We start from the raw sequence: 687 nt of genomic DNA, 5'->3' as shown, positions 1-687 counted from the left end.
TGTTGTGTGTAAAATCATGGACTACGGCAAGAAGATATTCGAAGAGAAAAAACAAAAGGCAGCTCAGCGCAAGAAGCAAAAGCAGACCCAAGTTAAAGAAATTAAGTTAAGGCCAGGGACGGAAGAAGGGGATTATCAGGTAAAACTGCGCAACCTGATACGTTTCCTTGAAAATGGGGACAAGGCTAAGGTGACGATTCGTTATCGAGGTCGTGAAATGGCCCATCAGGAGATCGGCATGCAAGCACTTGAAAGGATCGAACGTGATCTTGAAGAGTACGGCACTGTCGAACAGCGACCAAAAATGGAAGGTCGTCAAATGATGATGGTTCTAGCCCCTAAAAAGAGAAAGTAAAACACAGCTGTGGTTACTCGCCACAACTAGGCGCTTTGTTTTACTCAAATATTGATCCAATGCGGAGTGAGTTATTATGCCTAAGATGAAAGTAAAAAGCGGTGCGGCTAAACGCTTTAAAAAGACAGCCAACGGATTCAAGCATAAGCAATCCTTTACTAGCCACATTTTGACCAAAAAGTCGCCAAAGCGTAAGCGTCAGCTTCGCGGTTGCAAGCAAGTTGCAGACGCGGATCAAGCGTCAATCAAGCGCATGTTGCGTATCTAATTGGTTCAAAAAATTTAGTTTAGGAGAACACTATGCCTCGCGTAAAACGTGGAGTTACCGCGCA

2 protein-coding genes are annotated in these 687 nt (G+C 44.4%); both read left to right on the top strand.

The features are described 5' to 3' along the window. The coding region (gene infC / locus A3738_RS23485) for a translation initiation factor IF-3 (RefSeq protein ID WP_082890128.1) at nucleotides 1-355 on the top strand (355 nt) is incomplete at its 5' end. Between the two features lie 76 nt (nucleotides 356-431). Next, nucleotides 432-623: a 50S ribosomal protein L35 gene (gene rpmI / locus A3738_RS23480; RefSeq protein WP_068476610.1), complete on the top strand. Its 192-nt coding sequence runs from the start codon at nucleotides 432-434 to the stop codon at nucleotides 621-623. Nucleotides 624-687: the final 64 nt, after the last annotated feature.

Source organism: Oleiphilus sp. HI0066 (assembly GCF_001635725.1).
The sequence above is the reverse complement of the archived record's forward strand: the minus strand, read 5'-3'. Positions and strand labels throughout refer to the sequence as shown.